We start from the raw sequence: 22,119 nt of genomic DNA on the forward strand, positions 1-22,119 counted from the left end.
GCGGGGCGGCCGGAGGGGCGCCGTAGGGTGTCGGGCATGGCGGGACGGGAACAGAGCGTGAGGACGGCCGTCCGGTGCACGGACTACGGGGGCGCCGCCGTCCGGAGCGTCGGGCAGTTCCTGATGCGTGGCAGTGAGTTGTGGTGGGACGCCGAGCGCTCCTGCCCGCAGTGCGGCGCCACCTGCTGCGAGGACTGGAGTTCGGGGCCGGCGCCACAGGAGGTCCGCGAGGTGCTGCTGACCACCCACGGGCCGGCCCGCCTCCGGCTGACCGAGCCGCTCGACGATCCGGTGACCGTGCTCCGGGTCCTCCGCGAGGTCTCGGGGGCGGGGCTCCGGAAGGTACGGGAACTCCTCGCCGAGCTGGAGGGCTTCGGCGTGGGCGGAACGGCCGTCGAGATGGCGTACTGGCGGGTGCGGCTGGCCGAGCGGGGAGTCGCGGCCGAGGTGACGGACGGGTTCGGACGGGCCTACCGGTACGCGGGGCCTCCGGAGCTGCGGCCGGGCGCCGACGGACCGGGTGGTCAACCGCTTCGCACCCCGGGCGAGTTCGCCGCCTGGGCGGAGGCCCGGACGGTGGCGGAGCTCGCGGAACCGTTCACCTTCGTGGTCGACCTCGGCGGCACGCTGCGGACGGCTCCACGCCGCAGTGAGCATGTGGCCTGCACGGGCGGCGAGTTGGTGCTGGGCGCCGGGGAGATCGGGTTCCGGCGCGCGGGGGACGGATGGGAGGTCGAGACGGTCAGCAACCACTCCACCGGCTACTGCCCCGACACCAGCTCCTGGCCCGCCGTCGCCTCCGCCCTCGCCCGCCTCGGACTGCCTCACCCCGGCGACTTCACGTACGCGGCGGTCTTCCGCCGCTGCCCACGGTGCGCCCGGTGCAACCTCGTGCGCGAGGAGCACTACGTCTGCGCCTTCTGCGACACGGACCTGCCGAAGCAGTGGAACGTCGACGTGGTCACGCTGCCGTAGCCGTGCGCCCGAGCGGTACGGGAACAGGGCGGTACGGGACCAGGACGGGACGGGACCAGGGCGGACGGTGCGGACCCCGCCGCCGTGCGAGTGCCTCGCCGCACCCCGCCTCGGGACGGCACCGGTGCCCGGCCCAGGACCTCCCCGGCCGACCATCAGGGGCGCGGACCCTTGACTCGCGGTCGATCACGGCATCGCACTGCCCCACCACTCCCGCCTGGACCCGCCCGGCTGGACCCCCGTAGTCGCCTGGGCAGCGCGGCTGGCCCCGGTACCCGCGGCCAATGCCCACTCGGCCGTTCGAACCCGGACGGACCTCGGGTTTCCTTCCGGGACCTCTGGGGCGATGGGCGCGCACGATGGTGGAGTCCGCTGAGATGTCCCAGCCGATCTCGCCGGTCGCGTCGGCGGCACGGCCGCGTCGGCGGCATGGCTGTGTCGCCTCCCGGAGTCGGTTCGTGGACCGGGCGTAGGCTGTGCCGGTTCGGCCACTCGAAGGGGCGTCGGAAGGGACACACGAGGGATGAACGGCGTTACAGGCGAGCTCTACCGGGCGTTCGCGGAGCGGGAGGCGCGCGGCAACTCACCGGTCTACCAGCACCTGGCCGAACACGTAGCCGGGGACGGACAGTTGTGCGTGCTGCTGGACGGCCTTCCGGCCACGAAGCGGCAGCCGAACCTGCTGTTCGGCGCGGTCCGGCACCTGGACGGGCCGGTGACGGAAGGCTGGTCGGCCTTCCGCGACTGGACGACGGCGCACTGGGCCGAGGTCTCGGCGACGATGCTGGAGCGACGGACCCAGACCAACGAGGCCGGCCGCTGCGCCACCCTGCTGCCGCTGCTGGCCACGTTGCCGCAGCCGCTCGCGCTGATCGAGGTGGGCGCCTCGGCCGGGCTCTGCCTGTACCCGGACCGGTACCGCTACCGCTACCTGTCCGGGGAGCAGGACGGGGACGGAGGCGGAGGCGGAGGCGGACTCGGGAGCGTGAGTGGGCGCGGGCACGCGAGCCGGACCGGCGCCCCAGTGGCCGAGTTCGGCGCCGTGGCGAGCCCGGTGACGCTGGACTGCGTGGTGAGCGGACCGGTGCCGCTCACCGACTCCCTGCGGGAGCGGCTGCCCGAGGTGGTGTGGCGGGCCGGGATCGACCTCAATCCGCTGGACGTGCGGGCCGAGGCGGACATGCGCTGGCTGGAGTCGCTGGTCTGGCCCGAACAGACCCACCGGCTGGACCGGTTGCGCGGCGCCGTCCGAGTCGCCCGGGCCGAACCCCCGCTGCTGGTGCGCGGCGATCTCAACGCGACGGTGCGGGAGTTGGTGGCACAAGCCCCGGCGGGCGCGACGCCGGTGGTGTTCCACAGCGCAGTGCTCGCCTACCTGTCCCCGGAGGACCGGGAGGCGTTCGCGGTGACCATGCGCGAGCTGCCCGGGCACTGGATCTCCAACGAGGCGGTCTCGGTCCTGCCGACCGTGGCCCAACGCCTACCCCGTCCGGCCCCGGCCGGCTCCGGGTTGTTCGCGCTCGCCCTGGACGAACGGCCGGTGGCCTTCACCGGGCCGCACGGGCAGTCCCTGGACTGGTTCGGCGAGGAGTAGACCGCAGGCGGAGCAAGGTCGGGTGGGCGGGGCGGAGCGAGGTGGGTCGAGCAGGGCGGAGCAGCATGGGCGCCGGACGCGACGGGTCTGGGGCTTGAAGCTGCCGCAACGGCAGCTTCTACCGTCGTGACCAGGGCCGGAGACTCCGGCCCCGGTCCCAGCGAACGTGGGGACTTCGGCACGTTGGAACATCGGGACGTGGGAACGAGGGAGGCAGCAATGGCCTGGCCTATCGCGGAGGTCGCCCGGATGTCGGGCGTGACAGCCCGGACCCTGCGGCACTACGACGAGATCGGACTGCTCCCCCCGGCCTGGGTCGGTTCCAACGGCCACCGCTACTACGAGGAACGGCAGTTGCTCCAGCTGCAGCAGATCCTGGTACTGCGGGCCCTGGGTGTGGGGCTCACCGAGATCGCCCGGATCCTGGGCGATCAGGTGGACGAGTTGGAGGCCCTACGGGGCCACCGGCGGCGGCTGGTCGCCGAGCGCGACCGACTCGACGCCCTGGCCGCCACCGTGTCCCGCACGATCGCCGACCTGGAACGCTCACGGAAGGACGGCACGCCCATGACCATCAACCGCCCCGAGAACCTGTTCGAGGGCATCCAGCCCGAGGACGTCGACGCGAGCCTGCGCGACTTCCCCGAGCACGCCGAGGCCACCCGACAGGCGACCGCCGCGATGACCCCGGCCGAGATCGAGGCCGGGCAGCGCGAGCGAACCGCCCGCATGATCCGCCTGGCGGAGCTGATGGCGGCCGGCCACCCGGCCGATGCCGAGCCCGTTCAGAGCAGGATCGACGAGGAGTACCGGCTGCTCGGCACCATCCGGTCGGTCACGACCGAGGAGTACCTGGCGATCGCCCGTTCCTGCACCGAGAACGAGCAGTGGAGCGCCGCGTACGAGGCCATCGCCCCTGGCCTGGCGGCGTTCCAGCGTGCCGCCATGGAGGCGTACGCGGCGGCGCGGCTGTCCTGAGTCGGCACTGGCCGACGCCGGGGGCAGGTCGGGCCAGGTCGGGTCAGGTCAGGTCGGGTCAGGTCGGGTCGGGTCGGGTCGGGTCAGGTCAGGTCGAAGTGACCTGACCAGGGCCGGGCTGGACCTGGCTGGGCCCGGCCTTCCTGGACTGGTCCTGCCCGGGAGCCATACGGGAGGCTCCTGGGCAGGACCTCGGGCGCCGGCCTGCTTCTCTCCTGGCCCTCCCTCCCCCGGCCGTCACTCCGTCCGCAGCGCCGTGACCGTCCGGGTACGGGCCGCCCAGGTGGCCGGGAGGGCGGCACCGAGCAGGCCCAGCACCAGGCCGCCGAGTATCAGCGGCCCCGTCACCGACGGAGCGAACACGGTGAGGTCGGCGTCCGGCATCCCGATCCCGGCGGCCCGGGCCATCGCGGGCATCACCTGGTGGTGCACCAGGATGCCTATCGGGACCCCGATCAGCCCTGCCACCAGCCCGCTTCCGCAGACCGAGGTGAGCACCATGCCGACGGTCTGCCGGGGTGACATCCCGAGTGCCTTGAGCACCCCGAGGTCGTGCACCCGTTCCCGGGTGTCCAGCAGCACGGTGTTGAGCACCCCGAGCCCCGCCACCACCGAGAGCAGCAGCGTGAGCACGCCCGCCAGGGTGTTCATCGCCAGCACCACGATGTTGATGTGATCCTCACCGGGTTCGGCACCCAGGCCCAGCGGCTTCACGGCCTGGTCCAGCCCGTCGGCGTAGGCCTGCGCGTCGGTGCCGGGGGTGAGGTCGATGTGGAAGGAGAGCGCCTCGGGGTGGATCGCACCGCCGAGCGGTGCCAGCGTGGACCGGTCCGTGAACACCAGGTCTTTGGTGGTCAGCACCTCTCCGGTGATCTTCGCCGGGGCGCTGCGCCCGTGGTCGGTGAGGGTGACGGTGTCCCCGACCTTCGCCTGGTTGGCCCGCAGGAAGGCGGCGGCCACCACGACCTCGCCGGGGCCGTGGAACCAGCGGCCGGAGACCAGTTGGAACCCGCTCCAGGAAGCGTCGCCGCCGAACGCCACCACTTCGGAGCGACCGGTACTGCCCGCGAGGGCGACCGGGGTCGAGACACTGCTGTACCAGGCCCGGGTGCCGGGACGGGAGTCGATCGCCTTGGCCACGGCCGCCTCGTCCACGTGGTCGACGGGCTGCGTGGAGCCCTCGATCGGGGGCTGGACCACCACTTTGCCCGCCCGGTCGGCCGCCAGGCCGTCCTGGAGGGAGCTCAGCGAGAGCGTCAGGCCGACGCAGAGGGTGGCCCCGACCGTACCGAGCACCACGGCGGCACCGGTGGTCGCCGAGCGGCCCGGCCGGTTGAGCGGGGAAGCCAGACCGAGGCTGAGCGCCCGGGGCAGCGGCAGCCGCCCGATCAGGTCCTGCGCCCGGGACAGCAGGCCGGCGGTCCCTGCCCCGTCGGCCCCGCCGCGGGCGGCCGCCCGTTTGGCGCCGGGCGCCGTCCGGCCGACCGCGAGCGCCTCCACCGTCCGCAGCCGCCCGGCCCGCAGCGCCGGTACCAGCGCGGTGCCCGCCACGGCCCCCAGGGCCGCCACCGCGACCACGGCGTCCACCCAGAGCGGTATCCCGAGCAGTCCGCCGCGCAGCGCCTTGTGGGCCAGCCCGAGGACCGGCACGGACAGCAGGTTGCCGAGGAGCACCCCGAGCGCCGTGCCGACCCCGGCGGGGATCAGCGCCTGGGCGACGTAGGCGCGTGCCACCTGGGTCGGGGTGAAGCCCAGGGACTTGAGGATGCCGATCCGCCGGGTGGCGGCGCTGACGGTGCCGCTGACCACCACGCCGATGATCAGCACCGACATGGCCAGACCGAGCACCCCGAAGGCCGTGACGAAGGGGACGAAGGTCGAGGCCGTCCGGTTCGCCTCCTCCTGGGCGGGCCGGTAGGAGGTGGCCTTGGTGAGCGCGCCGCCCGGGACCGCGGCGGCCAGCGCGGCACGGTCGGCCTCCACCTCGGCGTCGCCTTCGGCGTGGGCGAAGCGGTAGAGGTACTGGGCGGCCGGCGTGGTGCCGGGCGGCGTCAGCCCGGCCACCTGCTCCGGGGCGACCCAGCCGTCCGCGCTCCAGGAGACCGAGGCCGCCAGGCCGACGACCTTGAGCGTCGGGTGCCCCGGCAGGTCCGGGAACGCCATGCTGTCGCCGACCGCCAGCGGCGAGTGCCCGTCCAGGAACACCACCTCGCCCGGGCCGGCGATCCAGCGGCCGTTGGTGATCCGCAGGTCGTCCAGCGGGCCGCTCTGGGCGCGGCCGACCAGCGTCACCGGCGGCAGCGGGCTCCCGGCCGGCGGGATCCGGGTGCCGTCGCCGGAGCGCGGCTGGACGGTGACCGCCTGGTAGGGGCCGGCCGAGGCCGTCACCCCGGGTGCGTGGGCCGTCGAGGCGAGCTGGGCGGGGCCCGCCTCGGCCTGGTCGTAGAGCACGTTGAGGTGGGCGCCGTGCTGGGCGGCGAAGGAGCGCTGGTACGGACCCTGGGCCGCGACCAGCAACCCGAGCGCGAGGATGCACGCCGTCACGGACATCATCGTGGTGAGCACCATGACCAGGGTCTGCACCCGCCGGCGGCCGACCCCGGCGCGCACCACCCTGCCGAGCGCGCTCATCGGCCGCCGCCCGGCGCCGGCACGGCCGCCGTGTCCCGGACCAGCCGGCCGTCGAGCAGTTCGATCGTCCGGTCGGCGCAGGCCTCGGCGAGCGCGGTGTCGTGGGTGACCAGCAGGATCGTCTGGCCCTCCGCGTTGAGCCCGCGCAGCAGGTCGCGGACGTCCGCGGCCGAGGCGGTGTCCAGCGCCCCGGTGGGCTCGTCGGCCAGCAGCAGCGGCGGGCGGTTCATCAACGCGCGCGCCACCGCGACCCGTTGGCGCTCGCCCCCGGAGAGCTTGCCCGGGAAGGCCTTGGCGTGCCGCGCCACCCCCAGCCGCTCCAGCAGCTCCCCCGCCCGGGCACGGGCCCGCTCCCGCCGCATCCCGGCCAGCTGGGCGGGGAGCAGCACGTTGTCCTCCGCGTTCAGGTCGTCCAGCAGGTTGAAGAACTGGAACACCATGCCGATCCGCCGCCGCCGGTACTCCGCCAGCGCGGCCTCGCCGAGCCGGTGCACGGCCACGCCGTCCACCTCCACCTCACCCTCGCTCGGGCGGTCGAGGCCGGCGATCAGGTTCAGCAGGGTGGACTTGCCGCTGCCCGAGCGGCCGAGCACCGCCAGCGCCTCGCCGGCCCGGACCTCCAGGTCGAGCCCGGCCAGGGCGGGGCGGGCGGCGTCGGATCGGTCGTACGTCTTGCTGACGCCGCGGATCCGGATGATCGGCGCGTTCACGGGCCCTCCATCGTTCGAGGTCCGGTGCGGGGGGCCGCCCGGACCGGCTGACGGAACATCACGCTACGAATCGGCGGCGGGGTGCCGACAGCCGTCTGGACGGTCTCTGCGGGGTGTATCCAGATACACCCCGAACTGGGTGTTCAGGCCTAGAGCGCCGGGCGGCCCGGGCGGGCAGACTGACCCGTCGAAAGATCGGAACCGGGGTCCACGGGGGGCTCCGGACCGCGGCTTCGAGCCCTCCGGACGGGGGCTCCGGAAGGGACAGGAGGCACGCCATGGGCACGGAAGCGCTGCGCGGGCCGGCCCAGAGGGTCGGACGGGCCTGCGTGGACGGGGTGCGCGCCTGGTACGCGGTGACCCTGGTGGTGACGGGCTTCCTCGCGCTGCTGGCCGCGCCGGTCCTGCTGGCCGCCGCGCTGTTCGGCCCCGACGATCCCCATCCGGACTTCCACCCGGGCGGGCCGCTGGTCCTGGCGGTGCCGATGGCGCCGGTCGCCCTCTGGGCGCTGTGCTGGGCCACCGGGGGCGGCGGCCGGGCGATCGGCGCCGCGCTGTTCGCCCCGGGCACGATAGCGCTGCTGGCGACGCACCTGTACGGCGGTGCCGCGCCCGGCGGCCGGTCCGTCTCGGCCGGGCTGGCGCCCTCGCTGTTGCTGCTCGGGCTGTTCGGCGCCCGCTGGATCGCGGCGGAGACCAGGCGGGTCGTCGGGAAGTGGAGCGGGCGGCCGATCCCGGTGCCCTACCGCCGGGCGCCCGGTGCCGGGCCCTGGCAGCGGCTGCGGGCCGGCGGCTGGCTCACCGACCCGGCGACCTGGCGGGACTTCGCGTGGACGCTGCTCGCCGGCGGCGCCGTGCTGGTCACCGCGGTGGCCGTCCTGCTGGCTCCCGTCACCATCGAGGTCTTCGGCCGGAACGGGCGGTTCGTCGCGCTGGGCGTCATCTACGGGATGGGCCTGTGCGTCGCCCCGCTGGCCGCCCTGTGGGCCGCCCCGCCGGCCCTGCGGATCCACGAGCGGGCCGCTCGGGCGCTGCTCGGCCCGTCCAGGCGGACCGAACTCGCCCGCCAGGTCCACCACCTCGCGCGGACCAGGGCGGACACCATCGACGCCGGAGCGGCCGAGCTGCGCCGGATCGAGCGGGACCTGCACGACGGAGCGCAGGCCCGGCTGGTGGCACTGGGCATGCTGCTGACCGTGGCCGAGCAGCTGAAGGACGACCCGAACGCCGTCGGACCGCTGCTGGCCGAGGCCCGGCTGTCCTCGGTGAAGGCACTCGGCGAGCTGCGGGACCTGGTCCGCGGCATCCACCCACCGGTGCTCGCCGACCGTGGCCTGGCCGACGCGCTGCGGGCGACGGCGCTGGACCTGCCGCTGCCGGTCAGCTTCACCGGCGACCTTCCCGGCCGGGCTCCCGCGCCGGTGGAGTCGGCCGCTTACTTCACGGTGACGGAGCTGCTGGCCAACGTGGTGAAGCACGCCGGGGCCTCGCACGTGTGGATCGAGATGGGGCACAGTGACGGGCTGCTGAGGATATCGGTCACCGACGACGGGCGCGGAGGCGCCGACCCGTCCCGGGGAACCGGCCTCAGTGGAACCGAACGCCGACTGGCCGCCTTCGACGGGGTGCTCGCGATCAGCAGCCCGTCCGGCGGGCCGACCATCGTGAACCTGGAGATCCCGTGCGCGTTGTCATCGCCGAAGACCTCTTCCTCCTCCGGGACGGCCTGACCAGGCTGCTGGAGGCCAACGGCATGAAGGTCACCGCGGCGGTGGAGGACGGCGAGCAACTGCTCGCCGCGGTGGCCGCGGACCGGCCCGACATCGCGGTGGTCGACGTCCGGCTGCCGCCGAGCTTCACCGACGAGGGGCTGCGTGCCGCCCTGGCTGCCCGTCAGGCCCATCCGGGTCTGCCCGTCCTGGTGCTGTCGCAGTTCGTGGAGCAGCTGTACGCGCGCGAGCTGCTGGCCGGCAGCACCGGCGGGATCGGCTACCTGCTTAAGGACCGGGTGATGGACGGCACCCAGTTCATCGACGCCGTCCAGCGGGTCGCCGGAGGCGGCACCGCGATGGATCCGGAGGTGATCACCCGCCTGCTCGCCCACAACTCCTCGGCCGGCCCGGTCTCCACCCTCTCCCCGCGAGAGCGGCAGGTGCTGGCGCTGATGGCGGAGGGCCGGTCCAACGCGGCGATCGCGCAACAGCTGGTGATCACCGAGCGGGCCGTCGCCAAGCACACGGCGTCGATCTTCGTCCGGCTCGACCTCCAGCCCTCCGACGACGACAACCGCCGTGTCCTGGCCGTCCTGGCCTACCTCAACAACTCCTGAGCCGTCCCGGCCTCCCCGGGGACAGAGCTCTCCCTGACCCAGCGTCCCCCGACCCCCATGGAAGGAGCCACCATCGCGCCCACCGCCACCCCACCGTGCACCGGATCGCCACCTGCCGGATCACCACGTGCCCGACCACCACCTGCCCGACCACCGGCACGTGGCGAGTGGCCCCTGCCGCACGGGGCTCCCCCGCCGCAGAACCGGTCAATTAGGCTGGTGGGGTGCTCATCCTTGTTCGCCGCCGCCACGTGGACCTGCTCCGCGTGACGACCATGTCCTGTCGACGCTCCGGCTGAACCTCGCGCCACCCCTCAACGGCGGCCCCGCAGGCCGCCACCACCTCCCGACTCCCGGAGCACCCGCCGCACCAGGTGGATGCTCCGGCCGTCCACGGTCGACCACCGGGACCGGTCGGGACGAGACCCAGCGGATGTCACACATGACGCAGCAGCACACGCCCATATCCGAGACCGGCTCCGGTTCCACCCCGGCGGACGCCCTCCCGGTGATCGACCTGTCACTCGCCGACGGCACCCCGGACGACCGCCGCCGACTGCACGACGAGCTCCGCGCCGCAGCCACCGGCGTCGGTTTCTTCCAGCTCGTCGGCCACGGGGTCACCCCGGAGGAGACGGCCGCGCTCACCCGGGCCATGCGCGCCTTCTTCGCGCTTCCCGAGGCGGACCGCCTCGCCGTGAGCAACCTCAATTCCCCCCACTACCGGGGTTACACCCGCACCGGAGACGAGCGCACCGGCGGCAGCCAGGACTGGCGCGACCAGCTGGACATCGGCGCCGAGCTGCCCCCGCACGTCCCCGGCACCGGCGAGCCCCCGTACTGGTGGCTGGAGGGGCCCAACCAGTGGCCCGCGGCGCTCCCCGAGCTGCGCAGCGCAGCGCTCGGCTGGATCGACCACCTCGGGGCGGTCGCCCGCCGCCTGCTGCACGAACTCCTCACCTCGATCGGCGCCCGCCCCGACTTCTACGACGAGGCCTTCGCGGGCCACCCCCACCTGCGCCTCAAGCTGGTGCGCTACCCCGGCACCGCCCCGGACGGCGCCGGCCAGGGCGTCGGCGCCCACAAGGACTACGGCTTCATCACCCTGCTGCTCCAGGACACCGTCGGCGGCCTCCAGGTCGAGCGCGCGGACGGCAGCTTCCTCGACGTCCCGCCGCTCGACGGCGCCTTCGTCGTCAACCTCGGCGAGCTGCTGGAAGTGGCCACCGACGGCTACCTCAAGGCCACCAGCCACCGGGTGGTCAGCCCGCCCGGCGCCCGCGAGCGCTTCTCCGTGCCGTTCTTCTACAACCCCCGGCTCGACGCCCACATCGAGCCGCTGGACTTCCCGCTCGCCCACCACGCCCCCGGCGCCACCGAGGACCCGGACAACCCGCTCTTCGCCGACTTCGGCCTCAACGAGTGGAAGGGCTACACCCGAGCCCACCCCGAAGTCACCCGCCGCCACCACCCCACCCCGGCCTGACACCACCCGACCACTGTCCGAAGCCGACCCCTGACCCGGCCCTGCCGCTGTCCCGACGCCCTTGCCCGAAACCGACGCCGGTCGGTGGCAGGGGCGTCGGTGTGCGGGCCTCTTCCTGCGGCTCCACCTTCGAGGAACGACGAGCTGTACCACCCGGGGCCCGCCCCGATGTCCCCATCACCGTCCGCACCCGCCTCCGAACGCACCCGCCGCCACCCGTACCGTCGGCCACCGGAGGTGGTGCAGGGCTTGCGGATCGCTAACGGGAGGCAGCGGACGGACGGGTCCTCCCCGCGGGTGTTCGAGCCGCGGGTGTTCGAGCCGCGGGTGTTCGAGCGGCGCTGAGCGCAGGCGAGGGAGTCCGGCCGCAACCGGGCCTGGTCCCGATCGGTGCCAGCGCCCCGAGCCGTCCCCTTCGGAGCCGTCCCCTTCGGACTTCCGTCGCCGCCCGGGCGACCAGGCGACCAGCCGACCGGCCGACCGGCGCCGCCCCCTCGGTGGACCGGTGCGTCCGGCACTGTCACACTGCTGCTGTCACAGCAGAAGTGTGCCAGTGCGGGAGGTGGCGGATGGGGGAGCTCGGCGGTGTGGGGGCCGGGGTGCGGCTGACGGTGGACGAGTTGGCGGCACGGGCCGGGGTGACGGTGCGGACGGTGCGGTTCTACGGGACGAAGGGGCTGCTGCCGCCGCCGGAGCTCGGGCCTCGGCGCGTGGGGCTGTACGGGGAGGCGCACCTGGACCGGCTGGGACTGATCGAGGAGTTGCAGCGCCAGGGGCTGACCCTGGCCGCGATCGAGCGGTACCTGGCGCGGCTGCCGGAGGACAGCACGCCGCTGGACCTGGCGATCCACCGGGCCCTGGTGGCGTCCTGGACGCCGGAGACCCCGGAGGAGGCCACCAGGGCGCAGCTGGAGCGGCGCGCCGGGCGGGGGCTGACGGAGGAGCAGGTCGAGCGCCTCACCGCGATGGGCGCCCTGGAGCGGACGGCGGATCCGGAGGTGTTCCGGGTGGATCCGGGGCTGCTGCCGCTGGGCGTGCGGATCCTGGACGTGCCGATTCCGCTGGAGACGCTGTTGGCCGCCCGGTCGGTCGTGCTGGAGCACAGCCGGGCGACGGCGCGGGAGTTGCAGCGGCTGTTCCGCGAGACGGTGTGGAAGCCGTACCGGGAGAGCGAGCCCGCGCCGGCGGAGCTGGCCCGGATGAAGGCGTTGACGGACCACATCCAGCCGATGGTGGCGCAGGCGCTGGTCACGGCCTTCCAGCGGTACCTGCGGGAGGAACTGGGCGAGGAACTCCGCCAGGACCAGTAGCAGGAGGCGGAAGGCGGAAGGCGGAAGGCGGAAGCCCGGTGAGGCCGTGCGGCGCACGGCCTCACCGGACCCGGGCAAGCACCCGGGCGACAACCTCGGGCAGGAACCCGAGTGACCACCCCCCGCGCCCGCCCTCCGGTCAGTCCGTGAAGGTCCGTCCCTCGGCCGCCACCCGCTCCAGCAGCGCCGGCGGCGCGAACCGCTCGCCGTACGCGGCGGCGAGTTCCCGGGCGCGGGCCACGAAGCCGGCCGGGCCGCCCGGGTACCCGTTGATGTACTGGAACACACCGCCCGTCCAGGCCGGGAAGCCGATGCCGAGGATCGAGCCCACGTTGGCGTCGGCGACCGAGGTCAGCACGCCCTCCTCCAGGCAGCGCACCGAGTCCAGCGCCTCGCTGAACAGCATCCGCTCCTTGAGGTCCTCGAAGGGAACGTCCGACGGGGCGCCGGCCGAAGGAACGCCGGCCGAAGAGGCACCGGACGACGGAACACCCGACGAAGCCCCGGACGACGGAGCACCGAAGTGCTCCAGCAGCCCCGGCCAGAGCCGCCCGCGCTTGCCGTCCTCGCCGTACTCGTAGAAGCCCGCGCCACCACTGCGCCCGGGGCGGCCGAACTCGTCGACCATCCGGTCGATCACCGCGTCCGCCGGGTGCGCGGTCCAGGTGCCGCCGGAGGCCTCCACCGAGCGCCGGTACTCGTCGCGGATCTTGCGCGGCAGGGTGAGGGTGAGCTCGTCCATCAGGGAGAGCACCTTGGCGGGGTAGCCGGCCTGGGCGGCGGCCTGCTCGATGCTGGACGGGTGGATGCCCTCGCCGACCATGGCGACGCCCTCGTTGAGGAACTGGCCGATCACCCGGGAGGTGAAGAAGCCGCGGGAGTCGTTGACCACGATCGGGGTCCGGTCGATCTGCCGGACCAGGTCGAAGGCGCGGGCCAGCGCCTCGTCCCCGGTGCGCGGGCCGCGGATGATCTCGACCAGGCGCATCTTGTCGACCGGCGAGAAGAAGTGCAGCCCGATGAAGTCGCCCTGGCGCTCGACGCCTTCGGCGAGCAGCCCGATCGGCAGGGTGGAGGTGTTGGAGCAGAGCAGCGCGTCGGGGGCGACCACGCCCTCGATCTCCTGGAACACCTTGTGCTTGAGCTCGGTGTTCTCGAAGACCGCCTCGATCACCGCGTCGCAGCCGGCCAGGTCGGCGGCGTCGGCGGTGGGGGTGATCCGGGCGAGCAGCTCGTCGCGCTCGGCCTCGGTGGAGCGCCCGCGCGCGATGGCCTTGTTCAACAGCCCCTCGGAGTAGGCCTTTCCGCGCTCGGCGGCCTCGACGCTGACGTCCTTGAGCACGACCTCGATGCCGGCCTTGGCGCAGGTGTAGGCGATGCCCGCGCCCATCATCCCGGCACCGAGCACCGCGACCTTGCGGACCAGCCGCTTCTCGACGTCCTTCGGGCGCCCGGCGCCGGAGTTGACCGCCTGCATGTCGAAGAACAGCGCCTGGATCATGTTCGTGCTGGTCTGCCCGCAGGCCAGCTCGGTGAAGTAGCGGGCCTCGATCGCCATCGCGGTGTCGACGTCCACCTGGGCGCTCTCCACGGCGGCGGCCAGCACGTTGCGCGGGGCCGGGTAGGGCGCACCGTTCAGCTGCTTGCGCAGGTTGGCGGGGAAGGCGGGCAGGTTGGCCGCGAAGGCCGGGGTGGCCGGGGTGCCGCCGGGGATCTTGTACCCCTTGACGTCCCAGGGCTGGACGGCGGTCGGGTTGGCCTCGATCCAGGCGCGCGCCCGGGCGGTCAACTCCTCCGGTGTCCCGACCAGTTCGTGCACCAGTCCGTGCTCCAGCGCCTGCGCCGGGCGGTACTGGCGGCCCTGGAGCAGGAACTTCAGCAGGGCGTCGGTGATGCCGAACAGCCGTACCGTACGGACCACTCCGCCGCCGCCCGGCAGCAGGCCGAGGGTGACCTCGGGCAGGCCGATCCGGCTGGCGGGGGTGTCGAGCGCGATCCGGTGGTGGCAGGCGAGGGCGAGCTCCAGCCCGCCCCCGAGCGCGCTGCCGTTGACGGCGGCGACGACCGGCTTGCCGAGGGTCTCCAGCGTGCGCAGCGCGCGCTTGATCCGCATCGACTTCTCGAAGACGGCCCCGGCGTCCTCGGGGCGGGCGGCGGAGAGCATCCGCAGGTCTCCCCCGGCGAAGAAGGTCTTCTTGGCGGAGGTGATCACCACGCCGCGCAGCGCGTCCGAGGCGGCCAGCGCCGCCAGCCGCTCGACGACGGTCTCGAAGTCGGCGGTGAAGGCCTCGTTCATGGTGTTGACGGACTGGCCGGGGTCGTCGAGGACGAGGGTGACCACGCCGTCCTGGTCCTGCTCCCAGCGGATGGTGGTGGTGTCGCTCATCAGGTGCTCCAGATCTGGGAGGGAAGGTCAGACGCGCTCGACGATGGTGGCGATGCCCATGCCGCCGCCCACGCAGAGGGTGATCAGGCCGTAGCGCAGGTCGCGCCGCTCCAGCTCGTCGACGACGGTGCCGAGCAGCATCGCCCCGGTGGCCCCGAGCGGGTGGCCGAGTGCGATGGCGCCGCCGTTGACGTTCACCTGGTCGTGGCGGAAGCCGAGTTCGCGGATGAAGCGGAGCGCGACGGCGGCGAACGCCTCGTTGATCTCGACCAGGTCGATGTCGGCGGCGGTGAGCCCGGCCTTGGCGAGCGCCTTGCGGGTGGCCGGGGCGGGGCCGGTGAGCATGATGGTCGGCTCGGAGCCGGAGACGGCGGCGGACACGATCCGGGCGCGCGGGCGCAGCCCGTACCGCTCGCCGACCTCGCGGTTGCCGATGGCGACCAGCGCGGCGCCGTCGACGATGCCGGATGAGTTGCCCGCGTGGTGGACGTGGTCAATGGCCTCGACCCAGTGGTACTTCTGGAGGGCGACGGCGTCGAAGCCGCCGGCCTCGCCGATGGCGGCGAACGAGGGCTTGAGGCCGGCCAGGGTCTCGACGGTGGTGCCGGGGCGGATGAACTCGTCGCGCTCCAGCACGACCAGGCCGTTGCGGTCGCGCACCGGGACGACCGAGCGGTCGAACAGGCCGTCCGCCTGGGCCTTGGCGGCGCGGGCCTGGGACTCGGCGGCGAAGGCGTCCACGTCGGTGCGGGAGAAGCCCTCGATGGTGGCGATGAGGTCGGCGCCGATGCCCTGGGGGGCGAAGTCGGTCTCGTACGCGGTCATCGGGTCCGCGAACCAGGCGCCGCCGTCGGAGGCCATCTTCACCCGGGACATCGACTCGACGCCCCCGGCCAGGACGAGGTCCTCCCAGCCCGAACGGACCTTGGCGGCGGCCAGGTTGACGGCTTCCAGGCCGGAGGCGCAGAAGCGGTTCTCCTGGACCCCGGCGACGGTGTCGGGCAGGCCGGCTGCGATGGCGGCGATCCGGGCGATGTCGGAGCCCTGGTCGCCGACCGGGCTGACCACGCCGAGCACGATGTCGTCGATCGCGGCCGGGTCCAACTCGGGGTAGCGGTTGCGCAGTTCGTGGATCAGGCCGACGACCAGGTCGATCGGCTTGGTGCCGTGGAGCGAGCCGGAGGCCTTGCCTCGGCCGCGCGGGGTGCGGATCGCGTCGTAGACGTACGCTTCGGTGGTCACGGTGGGGTCGCCTTTCAGCGGGTGTTCGGAGCGAGGGAGTCGAGGGGCAACGGGCGTGCGGGACGGCGGGTTTCCGGGGCCGTGGAGACGGCGGAACGCTCAGCCGAGGATCGAGCGGCCGACGATCTCCTTCATGATCTCGGTGGTGCCGCCGTAGATGGTCTGGATGCGGCCGTCGGTGAACGCCCGAGCGACCGGGAACTCGCTCATGTACCCGTAGCCGCCGTGCAGTTGGAGGCAACGGTCGGCGGTGCGCTTCTGCAGCTCGGTGGCCCACCACTTGGCCATCGAGGCGTCGGCCGGGGTGAGCGCCCAACGGTTGTGCTCGGTGATGCAGCGGTCCACGAAGGCCCGGGTGACGGCGCACTCGGTGGCCAGTTCGGCGATCTCGAAGCGGACGTGCTGGAGCTTGGCGAGCGGACGGCCGAAGGCCTCGCGCTGCTTGACGTAGTCGGTGGTGATCTCGACCAGGTGCTCGGCGCCGGCGATCGCCGCGGCGGCGATGGTGAGCCGCTCCTGGGCGAGGTTCTGCATCAGGTGGACGAAGCCGCCGTTCAGCTCCCCGATCAGGTTCTCCTTGGGCACCCGGACGTCCTCGAAGAACAACTCGGCGGTGTCCTGGGCCTTCTGGCCGATCTTGTCGAGGTTGCGGCCGCGCTCGAATCCGGGCGTGCCGCGCTCGACGGCCAGCAGGCTCAGTCCGTGCGCGCCGCCCTCGGGGGTGGTGCGGGCGACCACGATCACCAGGTCGGCGAGGATGCCGTTGGAGATGAAGGTCTTGGCCCCGTTGAGCAGGTAGTGGTCACCCTGGTCGACCGCCTGGGTGCGGATGCCCTGGAGGTCGGAGCCGGTGCCGGGCTCGGTCATCGCGATCGCGGTGATCAGCTCGCCCGAGCAGAAGCCTGGCAGCCAGCGGCGCTTCTGCTCCTCGGTGGTGAGCGAGGTGAGGTACGGGCCGATGATGTCGTTGTGCAGTCCGATCGCCAGGCCGGAGGCGCCGGCCCGGGCGAACTCCTCGGCCAGCACGGCGGCGTAGCGGAAGTCCGGGGTGCCGCCACCGCCGTACTCCTCGGGAACGGCGAGGCCGAGCAGGCCCTGCCGGCCCGCCGCGAGCCAGGCGGAGCGGTCGACGATGCCGGCCTTCTCCCAGCGGTCGTAGTGCGGCAGCACCTCCTTGGCCAGGAAGGCCCGCACGGTGGCCCGGAAGTCGTCGTGCTGCTCGGTGAAGATCTCGCGGTGCAACGCTACTCTCCTTGCTCTGCCGTTGAGTTGAGGGGCGGGACACCGGCGTCGAGGGACGGTACGCCCCAGTCCCGGGCGACCTCGGCGGTGTCCGCGCCCGGCCGGGCCGGCGGGCGGCGCAGGGCCCCCGGAGTGACGGAGAAGCGCGGGGCGGGAGCCGGCTGGGTGACGCCGCTCTCCTCGACGTACGTCCCGCGCGCCACCAGGTGCGCGTCGGCAGCAGCCTGACGCATCGTCAGTACGGCTTCCACGCAGGCGTCGGTGCCGGTGAAGACGGTCTCCCATTCGGCCCTGGTCCGGGTGGCGAAGCGGGCGGCGATCCGGGCGCGCAGTTCGGGCCAGCGGTCGAGCTCGTACTGGCCGGGCGCGTCCGGGCCCAGTTCCAGCAGCCGGGCGAACTCGGCGTAGAAGCGCGGCTCCAGCGCGCCGACGGCCAGGTGTCCGCCGTCGGCCGCCCGGTACACCGCGTAGAACGGGGCGCCTCCGTCCAGCAGGTTGACGCCCCGGCGGTCCTGCCAGTGGCCGGCCGCGAGCAGCCCCCACAGCATGCTGCCGAGGTGCGCCGCACCGTCCACGATCGCGGCGTCGACCACCTGGCCGGCACCGGTGGTTCGGGCGTGGTGCAGCCCGGCGAGCAGGCCGACGACCAGGTAGAGCGAGCCGCCCGCGTAGTCGCCCAGCAGGTTGGCCGGGATGCCGGGGGGCTCCTCGGCCCCGCCCGGCGCCGCCACCATGCCCAGCACGCCGGCCACCGCCGCGTACCCCAGGTCGTGCCCGGCGGTCGCCGCCCTCGGGCCGTCCTGCCCCCAGCCGGTCATCCGCCCGTACACCAGCGCCGGGTTGCGCGCCAGGCACGCCCCGGGCCCGACCCCGAGCCGCTCCGCGACGCCCGGCCGGTAGCCCTCGATCAGCAGGTCCGCCCGCTCGACCAGGTCCAGCACCCGCGCGGGACCCTCGGGGGACTTCAGGTCGATCAGCACCGAGCGCTTGTTGCGGTTGCTGAGGTCGTACGCAGGGTCGGTGCCGAGCGGCGAGGGATCCGGCCGGTCCACCCGCACCACGTCCGCCCCGAGATCGCCCAGCAGCATCGCCGCGAACGGCCCGGGCCCGATCCCGGCGAGTTCCACCACCCGCACCCCCGCCAACGGCCCACCGGCCTCCGGCGCACTGCTCGTGTCACGCACTGGCTGCTGAACCCTTCCCGCCGGGGTTTGACAGTAAAGCTGTAACACTCGGGATGATAGGCAAGCGACCGGCCGGTAACAAGACCTCCGCGCCCACGCCCGGTGGCCGATTCCCCCTTGACCGAACCTTGGTGAACCCCGCGACTCACGGTGCGGCCCGGAGCACGGAGGGTGGGTCAGTGTGCTGACAGAGGCTCCCTGTACGGTCGTCATGTAGCGGAGGGGGAAGTGCCGCTCTGCACGATGGGGAGGAACGCACACACATGGGCAACCAGGAGTTCATCACGGGACCGGTCGCACCGGCCTCCGGCTCCACACCGGATTTCGCGTCCACGTACGCCATCAAGTCGCCGTACGCAGCTCCGGCGCGGTCGGGCGACACCACCACGCCGATCCTCCCTCTGACGCCTCCCGGCTGGGGCACCACCCAACTCGACACCCCGTACGAGCTCGCGGCCTCAGCCGGAATGGCCCGTCAGATAGCCACCGATCTCGACAGCGCCAACGGCAAGGCCGGCCCCGGCGGGCACAGCCTCACCGAGTACGCGAGCACCTCGTCGACCAAGATCCGCGGCTTCTCCTTCGGCGGCGCCCTCACCAGCAGCACCGAGCGGTGGATGCAGCAGTGCAAGACGCTGCACGACAAGCTCGGCAACACCGCCGGAAGCCTGGAGAGGACCCAGCAGAACTACCACGCCAACGAGTCCAGGACCGCCGCCGATCTCTGCTGGCGCCAGTAACAAGGGGAGGGGAACAGACAGATGGTGTCCTTCAAGGAACTGCACGAGGCCGACTTCGCCTCGATCAACGACGCCGCCGAGGCGTGGTCCGGCGTCGCCAAGGCCCTCACCTCCCTGGAGGGGCGGGTCACCAAGGACCTCACCAGCACCGCGCAGCGGGCCGGCTGGAAGGGCACGGCCGCCGACAACGCGACCCAGGCCCTCCAGGGCATCGACAGCGACTTCAAGCAGGCCTCGGCCGTAGCCACCGCCCTCGCCGCGATCATGAAGACCGCCGCCGAGGACTTCGCCGCCGCCCGCCGCGACCTCGACACGGCGCTCCACGACGCACAGGGTGACAGCACCTTGACCGTCACCGAGGACGGGACGGTCAAGTGGACGGTCCCGAAGGAGGAACGGAACGACCCCGAGGCCGAGCGCACCATCCGGGCCAACGCCCAGGCGCTCTCGGACCGCCTCGGCAAGGCCGTCCAGAAGGCCACCGCCGCCGACCAGAAGGCCACCGTGGCCCTCCAGGGCGACATAGGCACCAGCACCACCTCCTTCAACGCCTCCCCGTACGGCGCCGGCCCGATCGCCGACGCCAAGCGGGCCACGGACCTGATGTCCAAGGCCGGCAGCCTCTCCGACGACCAGCTCAACCAGCTGAACGCGCTCATGGCCGCCAACGCGGAGAACAAGGACTTCTCCACCACCCTGCTCAACGGCCTCAACGCCGGCGGGAAGACCGGCCCCGAAGCCCTGCTGGAGTACAGCAAGGTCTACGACGGCCTCGCCCACGGCAACCACAACGCCAAGGGCTACCAGGACGTCTACGGCAACCTGTCCGTCGCGTTGGCCACCGCCACCCGCGACGGAGGGATGGGCAAGGAGTGGCAGGACGGCCTGCTCGCCGCCGCCCGCCGCCCCGGCGCGTCCGCGGCGGGGTACAACGACAACTACCCGGCGCTGACGTCACTCATGGGGGCAGGCGGCAAGTACGACAAGGCGTTCCTGATCAAGGTGAGCAACGACCTGGTCGACTACGAGCGCAACAGCAAGACCAAGGGTGAAGACCTGTGGGGTCCGAACTGGACCCTCAGGGCGGGGCAGGGAGATCCGCTGAACCCCCTGATGAAGCAGTTGAGGAGCGATCCGGCAGCGGCCGGCGAATTCCTCGACCCGAGTCGCAATGGGAACCTCAGCTACCTCCTCAAGGACCGTTCGTGGCCGAATCAGGACCTGGAGGGCAAGCTGTCCGCAGATGAACTGCGCAACAGCTCTCATGGGATGTTCAGCCAGGTCCTGGAAGCCGGCGCAACCGGCCGTGACCCCAACGGCACACAGCCGCCGGTACGCCCGCACGACGCCACGATGACGCGGATCATGGACACCGCGCTCTCGACGCTCGGCGGCGACAGGGCGGGCCACGAGAACGACCTGTCCGCCGCCCTCCGCCGCCCGCTGGCCAACATGATCAGCGACTACGCGTCGGACACCCATGACATCCTCAGCAGGGATCTCCCCGGCCCCTCCGAGCCCGGCGGTCTGACCGCCACCCGTGAACAGCTCCTCCGAGTGATCCGCGGTACCGCCGAGGACCCGGAGTCATACGCCCTGATCCATGTGGCCGAGACGCAGGAGGTGGCTCGACGGATGGCCGAGTTCGGCCCTGAGGCGTTCAAGGACGTCAACGGTCGCCCGGATCCCCGGTTCGAGGCCTTCACCAATCAGGCCAGCAAGGCCTTCGGCGCGCTCGACGCCGTCCAGGCAGACGCCATCACTGACCACAAGGCGGACGAACAGTTCAAGGTCAACTGGAAAGCCAAGATGGACTACCACTACGTCGGCACGATCGCGAACATGATTCCAGGCACGAGCTGGCTGCCGGTAGGGGACATCGCGCAGCGCTATGTCGATGTCGCGACATCCGACTGGGCCAACAAGGTCAACTCGGCGATCGACACCAAGGCGCAGGGTGATCTGAGCAGCCTCTACACCACGGGGCAGTCACAGATGCAGGTCATGCTCAAGGAGAAGGCCCACGAGTTCGGTGTGGCGGATCGCGACATCATGCTCGGCCAACTGACCGACTCGGCCAACGTCCACTACTACACATCGATCACCCAGGCCCATAACGCGGCCTTCGGAAAGGGATGATCCTGTGACGGGAGGACAGCAGCGGACCTCCGGCGGACCGGTCGACAACGTCGGCACCACACTCGACCGGCGGGGGTTCATGACCTGGCCGCTGCGGGTGCGCGCGACGGTCGCCGCAGCCGGGGTGGCGGTGGTCGCGGCCGGAGCGGGGGTGTTCCTTGCGCAGAACCTGAGCAACGCCTTCGGACCGGACAGCGTGTGCGACGGCGCGGTCAGCGCGACCGCGCTGACCGACGCGCTCGGGTCCGGTAGGGTCAGCAGCGAGAAGAACGGGGCCTGGCAGTCGCCCAGTGGCGGAGCACTCTGCACGGCGACGGTGAGCTACGGGGCCTTCGGCAACAGCCGGTCCGTCTTCGTGCAGGTCCGTCAAGCCGACGACCTCGGTCCTTTCCTGGCCGACTCGGGAGCCCGCCTGTTCGCGGCTTCGGCGAACGGCGGCGCGTCCGGAGCAGCTCGCGACGGCCTGGCCTGGGCGCTGCTTCCCGAGGGATGTGGCGACGGGCTGCGGATAGAGGTCAAGTCGGGCAGTTCTGACGGGCCCGGTCCCGAGAAGCTCGCCCGCCTCGCCGTGGCCACGGCGAACGGCCTTGCCACTGACAGGGGGTGCGAGAGGTCTCCACTTCCCGCACCGCGCGAGCTGTCTCAGGCCGGGCAGGAGCGCGAGCTGAACGGCGGGGCGGTCTGCGGCCTGCCGGGGTTCACCGCGGCCGGCGCCGGAAGCAAGGACTACAAGGAGATCGCGAGCACGGCGTTCGACCCGTTGTGGGTCTGCCGGATCAGCACGGAGCAGAACGCCCTCGCCTACTCGTTCTCCATCGGCGCCGAGCCCCGCGTGCGCGGCCCGGTGTCCGGGGAGGACGCCTCCCCCGCGTTCGGCCGCTCCCGTTGGGCCGGTTCCCCCATCCGGGACAAGGAAGTGGTGGCGACCTGCCACGGCAAGCCGACGTATTTCCGGATGGACTCGGACATTCTCCAAGGCCTCTTCCCAACTACTGAAGAGGCCTGGAAACAGTTCCTCACCGCCGGTGGAAAGGCCATCGGCTGCGAGCCGATCCTCTAGCCCTTCCCTCCTGGGGCGGGGGGGGGGGGGAAGGGCGGGCCAAAGAGAAAGCCGGAAGCGGGGAGGGTTCGACCCCCCACGCCTCCCCGGGGCCAGAAGGTGTGCAGCTCGGC

General features: G+C 72.6%; 16 protein-coding genes. 10 read left to right on the plus strand and 6 right to left on the minus strand.

Annotated features, from left to right (window positions below):
* The first annotated feature begins 36 nt into the window (after positions 1 to 36).
* The 3 genes from ACZ55U_RS26870 (at position 37) to ACZ55U_RS26880 (ending at position 3,547) form a co-directional block, all read left to right on the plus strand.
* Positions 37 to 975 (plus strand): hypothetical protein, encoded by a 939-nt coding sequence (locus ACZ55U_RS26870; protein WP_465529829.1) that lies wholly within the window; start codon positions 37 to 39, stop codon positions 973 to 975.
* A 523-nt stretch (positions 976 to 1,498) separates the two neighbouring features.
* The gene (locus ACZ55U_RS26875; protein WP_465529831.1) at positions 1,499 to 2,569 is read left to right on the plus strand and encodes a DUF2332 domain-containing protein; all 1,071 of its coding nucleotides are present in this window, start codon (positions 1,499 to 1,501) and stop codon (positions 2,567 to 2,569) included.
* A 219-nt stretch (positions 2,570 to 2,788) separates the two neighbouring features.
* A complete protein-coding gene (locus ACZ55U_RS26880) occupies positions 2,789 to 3,547 on the plus strand; it encodes a MerR family transcriptional regulator (protein WP_465529833.1) in 759 nt (252 codons plus the stop codon).
* A 237-nt stretch (positions 3,548 to 3,784) separates the two neighbouring features.
* Here ACZ55U_RS26880 and ACZ55U_RS26885 read toward each other — a convergent pair whose 3' ends face one another.
* Both ACZ55U_RS26885 and ACZ55U_RS26890 read right to left on the minus strand, forming a co-directional pair.
* On the minus strand, positions 3,785 to 6,178 hold the full coding sequence (locus tag ACZ55U_RS26885) for an FtsX-like permease family protein (RefSeq protein WP_465529835.1): 2,394 nt from the start codon (positions 6,176 to 6,178) through the stop codon (positions 3,785 to 3,787).
* Entirely contained in the window at positions 6,175 to 6,888 is a 714-nt protein-coding gene (locus tag ACZ55U_RS26890; protein ID WP_465529837.1) for an ABC transporter ATP-binding protein, read from the minus strand. Before ACZ55U_RS26890 ends, ACZ55U_RS26885 begins: the two co-directional genes overlap by 4 nt.
* 278 nt (positions 6,889 to 7,166) lie before the next feature.
* On the opposite strand from ACZ55U_RS26890, the gene ACZ55U_RS26895 reads away from it, so the two are divergent.
* From ACZ55U_RS26895 to ACZ55U_RS26910, 4 genes are all read left to right on the plus strand, one after another.
* Complete coding sequence (locus tag ACZ55U_RS26895; RefSeq protein WP_465529839.1) at positions 7,167 to 8,618, plus strand: sensor histidine kinase; 1,452 nt, start codon at positions 7,167 to 7,169, stop codon at positions 8,616 to 8,618.
* Entirely contained in the window at positions 8,570 to 9,217 is a 648-nt protein-coding gene (locus ACZ55U_RS26900; protein WP_465529841.1) for a response regulator, read from the plus strand. The genes ACZ55U_RS26895 and ACZ55U_RS26900 overlap by 49 nt, the downstream gene beginning before the upstream one ends.
* Before the next feature lie 442 nt (positions 9,218 to 9,659).
* On the plus strand, positions 9,660 to 10,703 hold the full coding sequence (locus ACZ55U_RS26905) for an isopenicillin N synthase family dioxygenase (protein ID WP_465529843.1): 1,044 nt from the start codon (positions 9,660 to 9,662) through the stop codon (positions 10,701 to 10,703).
* A gap of 569 nt (positions 10,704 to 11,272) precedes the next feature.
* The gene (locus ACZ55U_RS26910) at positions 11,273 to 12,013 is read left to right on the plus strand and encodes a MerR family transcriptional regulator (RefSeq protein ID WP_465529845.1); all 741 of its coding nucleotides are present in this window, start codon (positions 11,273 to 11,275) and stop codon (positions 12,011 to 12,013) included.
* Positions 12,014 to 12,152: 139 nt separating this feature from the next.
* Here ACZ55U_RS26910 and ACZ55U_RS26915 read toward each other — a convergent pair whose 3' ends face one another.
* The 4 genes from ACZ55U_RS26915 to ACZ55U_RS26930 all read right to left on the minus strand — a co-directional run bounded on the left by ACZ55U_RS26915 (position 12,153) and on the right by ACZ55U_RS26930 (position 18,067).
* Positions 12,153 to 14,399 (minus strand): 3-hydroxyacyl-CoA dehydrogenase NAD-binding domain-containing protein, encoded by a 2,247-nt coding sequence (locus ACZ55U_RS26915; protein ID WP_465529847.1) that lies wholly within the window; start codon positions 14,397 to 14,399, stop codon positions 12,153 to 12,155.
* A 27-nt stretch (positions 14,400 to 14,426) separates the two neighbouring features.
* Positions 14,427 to 15,641 (minus strand): acetyl-CoA C-acetyltransferase, encoded by a 1,215-nt coding sequence (locus ACZ55U_RS26920; RefSeq protein ID WP_465529849.1) that lies wholly within the window; start codon positions 15,639 to 15,641, stop codon positions 14,427 to 14,429.
* Positions 15,642 to 15,740: 99 nt separating this feature from the next.
* Positions 15,741 to 16,883, minus strand: a complete 1,143-nt coding sequence (locus ACZ55U_RS26925) for an acyl-CoA dehydrogenase family protein (RefSeq protein WP_465529851.1) — start codon at positions 16,881 to 16,883, stop codon at positions 15,741 to 15,743.
* Positions 16,884 to 16,885: 2 nt separating this feature from the next.
* Positions 16,886 to 18,067 (minus strand): CaiB/BaiF CoA transferase family protein, encoded by a 1,182-nt coding sequence (locus tag ACZ55U_RS26930; protein ID WP_465529853.1) that lies wholly within the window; start codon positions 18,065 to 18,067, stop codon positions 16,886 to 16,888.
* A 263-nt stretch (positions 18,068 to 18,330) separates the two neighbouring features.
* Here ACZ55U_RS26930 and ACZ55U_RS26935 point away from each other — a divergent pair, with 263 nt between their 5' ends.
* The 3 genes from ACZ55U_RS26935 (at position 18,331) to ACZ55U_RS26945 (ending at position 22,006) form a co-directional block, all read left to right on the plus strand.
* Positions 18,331 to 18,807: a hypothetical protein gene (locus ACZ55U_RS26935; RefSeq protein ID WP_465529855.1), complete on the plus strand. Its 477-nt coding sequence runs from the start codon at positions 18,331 to 18,333 to the stop codon at positions 18,805 to 18,807.
* A gap of 21 nt (positions 18,808 to 18,828) precedes the next feature.
* Positions 18,829 to 20,946, plus strand: a complete 2,118-nt coding sequence (locus ACZ55U_RS26940) for a hypothetical protein (protein WP_465529857.1) — start codon at positions 18,829 to 18,831, stop codon at positions 20,944 to 20,946.
* Positions 20,947 to 21,025: 79 nt separating this feature from the next.
* Positions 21,026 to 22,006: a hypothetical protein gene (locus tag ACZ55U_RS26945; protein ID WP_465529859.1), complete on the plus strand. Its 981-nt coding sequence runs from the start codon at positions 21,026 to 21,028 to the stop codon at positions 22,004 to 22,006.
* The last annotated feature ends 113 nt before the right edge of the window (positions 22,007 to 22,119 follow it).

It is taken from the genome of Kitasatospora sp. NPDC034533 (assembly GCF_055575155.1).